Consider the following 6,496-nt stretch of genomic DNA (forward strand, 5'->3'; position numbering starts at 1 on the left):
AACTTAAACCTGAATGTAGAATTGATACCAATAGTAGTAACCAATATTTCATTGTTAGCCTCCAACAACATAACGCCCAATTAAGTTGTGAGCAACGCTGCCACCTACCTAAAGCATTGTGCCGTAAACACTAAAGCTGATTCAAACCAAAAGTGCCAAGCGTTGCGAATCAGCTTGAATTGCTTGTTATACGCCGTGCGCTAAACGTTATTGTTACTAGAACTATTGAATGAGTACATTCGAACTTCGTCTCTCGGGAACCAACCAAGCTTTTCATAAAACTGCTGGGCATTGACATTTTCGTTGTACACAAATAAATGAGTTTTTGGAACCCCAACATTAGCTAACGCACTGATAGCTTGGCTGACCAACTCTCGGCCTAAGTTCTTGCCACGATAATTCGAAGATACGGCTAGGTGTTGCAGATAACCTCGACGTCCGTCCGTACCGACTAGCACCGCACCAACAATTTCATTGGCTGACACTGCGACGAAACTTAATTTGGGGTTACGTATTAGGTAGTTATTGATGCTTTCTTTTGAGTCAGCATCCCGAAGACTCATACCCTCAGTTTGTCCCCACAGCCTTATAACGTCTTCATAGTCCGCGATGTCCATTTCACGAATTTTTACCACATATCTCTCCTTGCGTATAACGCCCAATTAACATGTGAGCAGCGCAAACACTGAACTTGAATACTGCGCCGTAAACACTAAATTCAACCCGAAGTGGGAGCGCCAAGCGTTGCGAATCACTGTTGAATTATTTGTTATGTTTTACCACAAGTTACTGACTTGATTGAGAAAGAACTGCTATTTCTGACTAGTTTTCTGAGCTAAACCACAAGGCTCGAACCAACTTGACCGCCAAAGGCGATTAACCTTAAACGTGTAATTCCACTTCCTTGCCCAATGAGGCAACCCGACCAAGAAACAACAAGCGCCCTATCTTTCCAACCAAAGCGCAAAACAATGGCAAATTGCCGAGGCAACTGCCAAGCTGAAATGCTAATTGGCTAAGAACCTCAAAGCGACTTTAAGCCAGTTAAACCCGAAGTCAACCGCCACGACCTGACAATGAAGCAACCCACGAACATTGGCATGTTTTACGGGCTGAGAGATTCAAGAAATTAGAACGACAATGCGGATTTGCTGAGTCTACTAGGGACGAACTGCCAGAGGGATAAAGAACTAGAACCTAAGAACTTTAAGCCTTTGAATTTCAAGTAAACATAACGCCCTGTTAAGGTGTGAGCAACGCAATACCAAAGCCACCGCATACCACCTAAAACACAAAACGCAACGCATAGCAAAAATGCCAAGCGTTGCGAATCACACTTAAACAGCTTGTTATATTTATTTTTTCCCCGGCTTCTTTCTACCACCAATAACAGGCTTCATTCTGGATGCGCCATCTGCACTCCCTGTTGCAGGAGATGGTTGATGTGGTTTACTAGGTGGACGTCGTTGTTGCCCATTTCTGTCTTGCGTCATAGCTATTCACTCTTATTATTTTGTTTCGAGGCTGAGGATTGACTGTTATTGCTACTATTACGACCAGGCTTCATAGCAGAAGCTCCCGCCGCACTTTTTTCCAAATCTACAACTTGATACTGTTGTGATGAGCCATTTTTGTTTTCTTTAGACAATTCAATTTCCTTGTTGCTGTATGATGTGTACAAACCTAGTACGAACGACAATAATATTCCTATATAAAAAGCATTAATTGAACGTTTATCTAACTTTCGTAAATAGATTTCTTTTTCGGCGAATGAGTCATCATCAGTTACAACCGATATTATATAATCTGCATTTTTATCGAAAATCCTAATAACTGTATAAATGCAAAAAAGAAAGCACATTGATGAAATTAACAACAAGACATATGAAAGGTTATCTAGCGTTGTTAAATTCAAAAATGTTATAAGAAAGCCTAAGCCTGCAACAGAGATAGTTAATATACTCTTGTCTTTTTCTAGTCGAGTATTATAAAAAGATGCGTAACCTTGACTTCTGTATTCTACTAAAGAAGCTTGATCCAATAAGTCTTCGTCAACCTCAAGACTAAGCTCTTCTAACTTTTCTTCTCGTTTCGTCAACTCCTTTAGCTGTTTTTCAATTTCTCGTTTTGCTAAAAGAAGTTCAGTTTTCGATCTCGCTGAACGTAAGCCTTGAATTATTTTTTCCATACTTTCTCGATAAATATAACGCCGCGTTAAGTGGTGAACAACGCCAACCACCCAACCTAAATCATTGTACCTTAAACACTTAACCTGACTGGAACTGAAATCGCCAAGCGTTGTGAATCCGCCTTAAACGCCTTGTTAGGCGAAGTATCCCACCAGTGTTCAAGGATGTTTGCAAGCAGATTACCCGAAACCCTATAAGCAACCAAACACCCACCGTTTTCTTGTGATTCAAGAACCACAAAAGTCACTATGTTTCAGCCAAGATTCCAACAACCACTGAATGCAGACCTTCAGCAACAAAGTAGGTTTTGAGCCCGAAAAAACCAAAGCTGCAAACCTAAAGCGAGAACGAAAGCCTCGATTAACTTGCCCTTGCCACACTTTGAGCCAGTGAGATTCACAACCAACCGGCTGTGAAAAACAATGAGGCAACCCGCGAACCTTGGCATGTTTTACGGCCAGAGAGATTCAAGAACTTGAACCGACAACACTAAATTGCCGACTAAGAAAAACGAATGCTCAAAGAGACCTAAGAAGATGAGAATAAAGAACTTTCCTGCCCGTCGCCTAACGCCGCGTTAAGTGGTGAACAACGCCAACCACCAAGTTTAAACCATTGTACCTTATACATTTAAGCTAACTTGAGCTGAAATCGCCAAGCGTTGTGAATCCGCCTTAAACGCCTTGTTATGCGCTGAGGGCATGTCAAAAGAGGCAAACGTATTTGTTTTAATTTTTCCGATTTCATTTATTTGAAATTTTAAAAACCTGCTAGAACACTCAGAATTCTACCAAGGCTTACAGTCTGTATGAGAAATTGCACAATCATTAATTCGTAAAAAAAGCCGCCTTATCCCCAGCCAGAACATCACCACCCTTATAAATTAACAGCTTGTTTTTTGCTTTAATATTACCGCGTTCGGCCGCTTGCTGATACCAATTCATCGCTTCGGTATGATTGCCTTGTATCTGATTGATAATCCCAAGGTCATACATAGCCGTCACATCGTTTTGATTGGCTGCTTTTTTAAACCACATCTCCGCGCCCGCATAATCCTTTGCGGAATTCTCACCATTAGCTAACATGGCCCCCAAACGGACCTGAGCGTTCGAATAACCCTGCTCCGCAGCCTGACGATAAAGTTTCATAGCTTGTGCGTAGTTTTCGGATTGAACAATACCGTAACCATCATGATACATAGTGCCAAGTTTCGTAATCGCCTTTAAGCTACCTTGCTTGGCTGCTCGTTGATACCAGACAGTCGCATCCTCTATATTCTTAATTCCTGATTCGCCATATTCATAGACTTCACCAAGACTGTACTGAGCATCAAGATGTCCCTGAAGCGCAGCTTTCTTGTACCATTTTTCCGCTTCACTATCACTGTGCTCGACAATATTACGACTTCGTGCGAGCGTATTCATAGTCACGATACCAGCAAATATTTTGGATTCAGGCGATTTTTTTACCGCATGATAATAGAGGCCGGCAAGTCGATACTGTGCTTCGGCATAACCGCTATCTGCGGCTTTTCGCAACCATTTGAGCGCCAAATCCGGATCTCGTCCGTGCCCTTTTCCCTCGATGTACATAAATGCCAGCTGAGTTTGTGCTTCAGCATTTCCATCATCTGCCAGTTTGTGAAATATTTTTTCAGCTTTAGTAAAGTTTGAGCGGTGATAATAGTCATAGCCTTTTGTTAGCGTATAGGGATAAAAGGCCATGTAGCCCGCCCTCCCTGCCGATATTCCAAGCACAGAAAATATCAGTAATTTAGAGGATAATTTCATTGTATTCACCAGATATTCGAAGGCCTAATAACTTAACTATAAGTTAAGATATCAGCACATTAGGAATTACGTATATTTAGTCTGAGAAAAGTACGTTATGCTTTCAACGAGCCACTTACTCTAACCTTTGCCTCGGTGATTTTCAACGATGAAGACATCAGCAAGGTAAGCAAACATCGCTTTATATGTTATCAGGCGAGCAAAGCCTACTTGACAATCATGACGGTCATAGACACCAAAGCAAAAGGAATTTGAAATGGCTTTTTCTAAGGTGTGCTTTGGTATTCCAGACACCCAGTAACTTCCTGAAATAAAGTCATAAATCACCTCAAAGTCGAGGTATTTTTTATCTGTACTGATTCTGTATCCTTGCACCATTTTTCCTCCTTGAGGCATAACGCCCTGTTAAGGTGTGAGCAACACAATACCGACGCTACCGCATACCACCTTAAACACTAAACGCAACGCATAGCAAAAATGCCACGCGTTGCGAATCACTCTTAAACAGATTGTTAGGTTACTATTTTTCGACTCTGCCTTGAAAGTGCTCATGAGCTGCATCTGAAATATCACAACCAATGTAGTTTCGATTTAATTTTTTAGCTGCAACGAGTGTCGAACCAGAGCCAAAGAATGGATCCATTACTAACTCACCTTCAGTGCTACTTTGAGAAATAAGTACCTCAAGTAAGTCTACGGGTTTTTCAGTTGGGTAGCCCCTATAAACCCTTTTTGATTGAAGTATATCAGGCACACCTAAGTCATTGAGCTTACGCTTACCTTTTTCAAAGAAAAGTATGTATTCGTGGCGAGCTCTGTAGTGATAGCCCATACCAATAGTGACTTTGTCCCAAACGATTGGTTTCCAAAATTTAAAACCTACTTTCTCAGCTATTGGCTTAATTACGAACATTGTTTCTTGATCGCAAAACAGATAGAAGTGATAGTTTTTCTTTAGGACTCGGTACACCTCTTGTAAAAGACTCTCAAACCTTTCATTGGGAAAGATTTGAAACCACTGATTACTTGATGCTTTACTTACCTTTAGCCTTGTCGTGGTCCCAATTTTCCGATGCTTTTCCAATGATTCGTATGGTGGGTCTGTGATAACTAAGTCAACGCTCGCGTCAGCGAGCGTTGAAAGCCATTCAACTGCATCTTCTTTAAAAACTTGCATTGAACCTCTAGATTAAACCGCTACATGTTCATCCATTACGATAGACATTTGAGGCTACACCTTTAGCAAGCCTGCGGCAATCAATACAGTAACTCTGGTAACCATCAGGATTACGTGCAGTTTTGCGAGCTGGTGTTTTACCAAAGTTAAACGGATATGGATGGAAAACATGTTCTCCTCCATTAGCATCGGAACAATGAGGACAAGATTTGTATTTTTGACCAGTTACTGGATCTGTCTTGTGAATCATGCCGATATTTAAGCGTTTACCACAACAATTACATGCCATTTTTATCTCCTATCAACGACTTATACGACCCGATAATAAGAGAAAAAACATATGCAAACTGCGATCTATGCACTCAATTTGATAACCTAACGCCGCGTTAAGTGGTGAGCAACGCAGACCACCCTACCTAAGCCATTGTGCCGTAAACACTAAAGCTGAATCAAACCGAAAATGCCGAGCGTTGGGAATCCGTCTTAAACGCTTTGTTATGTGATAATTTCAGCCAATTCCAACATATTTTGTATTTGGAAAGCACCATACTGATTTTTCTCTTGAACTTGAGGTGCATAATAAACAGCCTTCATTTTAGCGTTAGTCGCAGCTTCTAAACCCAACAAGCTATCTTCAACAACGTAGCAATCCTCAGGGCGGAACCCCATTTCTTTAGCTGCATGTAAAAATAGATCGGGCTCTGGTTTCCACGAACCAACCTCATAGGAGCTATAAATATTATGTTCGAAGTATTTAGCTAATCCTGTGACTTTTAATGCTTTTTCGATCTTATTTCTAGGTGCAGACGACGCTATACAATATGGTATTGAAAGTGATTCCAATACCTCTTTAACACCAATATTAGGGGTTAAGTGTTGTTCAAATAGCGTGCTCACTTTATTACGATATTCTTGTTCAAATGATGCTGGCAGAGAAATAGAAAAATCGGACTCTAAACTAGACAATATTACAGCCAATTTAGCGCCTCGATATTTACCAAGTAGCTCCTCAGCCATACTTTTAACACCAAGTTCAGCTAGTTGGTGCTCTAGAGCTAAATTACATAGGAACTCGCTATCAACCAAAGTTCCATCACAATCGAAAATAACTAGCTTCATGACCTGTCCTTATCACATAACGCCGCGTTAAGTGGTGAACAACGCCAACTACCTAACCTAAAACATTGTACATTAAACGCTTAACTCAACTGGAAGTGAAATCGCCAAGCGTTGTGAATCCGCCTTAAACGCCTTGTTATGTGACTTGGATTCAAGTACGAAGTGCGACACCCCTGAAATTTAAAACAGTGAGATGTGCTATTCATAAATTTTACTCCCGC

General features: G+C 41.0%; 7 protein-coding genes and 1 pseudogene. All 8 read right to left on the reverse strand.

All coding sequences use genetic code 11. From position 1 onward, the window contains the following. Positions 1-200: 200 nt before the first annotated feature. Positions 201-635, reverse strand: coding sequence for a GNAT family N-acetyltransferase (locus tag ACQEXS_RS22055; protein ID WP_427015223.1), 435 nt, complete (start codon positions 633-635; stop codon positions 201-203). Positions 636-1,355: 720 nt separating this feature from the next. Continuing rightward, positions 1,356-1,493 (reverse strand): hypothetical protein, encoded by a 138-nt coding sequence (locus ACQEXS_RS22060; RefSeq protein WP_427015224.1) that lies wholly within the window; start codon positions 1,491-1,493, stop codon positions 1,356-1,358. Between the two features lie 2 nt (positions 1,494-1,495). Beyond that, the gene (locus ACQEXS_RS22065) at positions 1,496-2,188 is read right to left on the reverse strand and encodes a hypothetical protein (RefSeq protein ID WP_427015225.1); all 693 of its coding nucleotides are present in this window, start codon (positions 2,186-2,188) and stop codon (positions 1,496-1,498) included. Between the two features lie 828 nt (positions 2,189-3,016). Continuing rightward, the gene (locus ACQEXS_RS22070) at positions 3,017-3,979 is read right to left on the reverse strand and encodes a tetratricopeptide repeat protein (protein WP_427015226.1); all 963 of its coding nucleotides are present in this window, start codon (positions 3,977-3,979) and stop codon (positions 3,017-3,019) included. Positions 3,980-4,102: 123 nt separating this feature from the next. Beyond that, a pseudogene (locus ACQEXS_RS22075) lies at positions 4,103-4,354 on the reverse strand (GNAT family N-acetyltransferase); the annotation flags it as partial. A gap of 145 nt (positions 4,355-4,499) precedes the next feature. Further along, entirely contained in the window at positions 4,500-5,156 is a 657-nt protein-coding gene (locus tag ACQEXS_RS22080) for a DNA-methyltransferase (protein WP_427015227.1), read from the reverse strand. A 28-nt stretch (positions 5,157-5,184) separates the two neighbouring features. Then, positions 5,185-5,445, reverse strand: coding sequence for a hypothetical protein (locus tag ACQEXS_RS22085; RefSeq protein WP_427015228.1), 261 nt, complete (start codon positions 5,443-5,445; stop codon positions 5,185-5,187). 206 nt (positions 5,446-5,651) lie between these two features. Continuing rightward, positions 5,652-6,275, reverse strand: coding sequence for an HAD family hydrolase (locus ACQEXS_RS22090; protein ID WP_427015229.1), 624 nt, complete (start codon positions 6,273-6,275; stop codon positions 5,652-5,654). Positions 6,276-6,496: the final 221 nt, after the last annotated feature.

The sequence above is a fragment of the Vibrio sp. TRT 17S01 genome (assembly GCF_050113695.1).
Taxonomy (GTDB): Bacteria; Pseudomonadota; Gammaproteobacteria; order Enterobacterales; family Vibrionaceae; genus Vibrio.

Coding starts and splice junctions, on each gene's coding strand:
- ACQEXS_RS22065 (WP_427015225.1), bottom strand. CDS start 2,188: ATGGAAAAAATAATTCAAGGCTTACGTTCAGCGAGATCGAAAACTGAA.
- ACQEXS_RS22080 (WP_427015227.1), bottom strand. CDS start 5,156: ATGCAAGTTTTTAAAGAAGATGCAGTTGAATGGCTTTCAACGCTCGCT.
- ACQEXS_RS22070 (WP_427015226.1), bottom strand. CDS start 3,979: ATGAAATTATCCTCTAAATTACTGATATTTTCTGTGCTTGGAATATCG.
- ACQEXS_RS22090 (WP_427015229.1), bottom strand. CDS start 6,275: ATGAAGCTAGTTATTTTCGATTGTGATGGAACTTTGGTTGATAGCGAG.
- ACQEXS_RS22085 (WP_427015228.1), bottom strand. CDS start 5,445: ATGGCATGTAATTGTTGTGGTAAACGCTTAAATATCGGCATGATTCAC.
- ACQEXS_RS22060 (WP_427015224.1), bottom strand. CDS start 1,493: ATGACGCAAGACAGAAATGGGCAACAACGACGTCCACCTAGTAAACCA.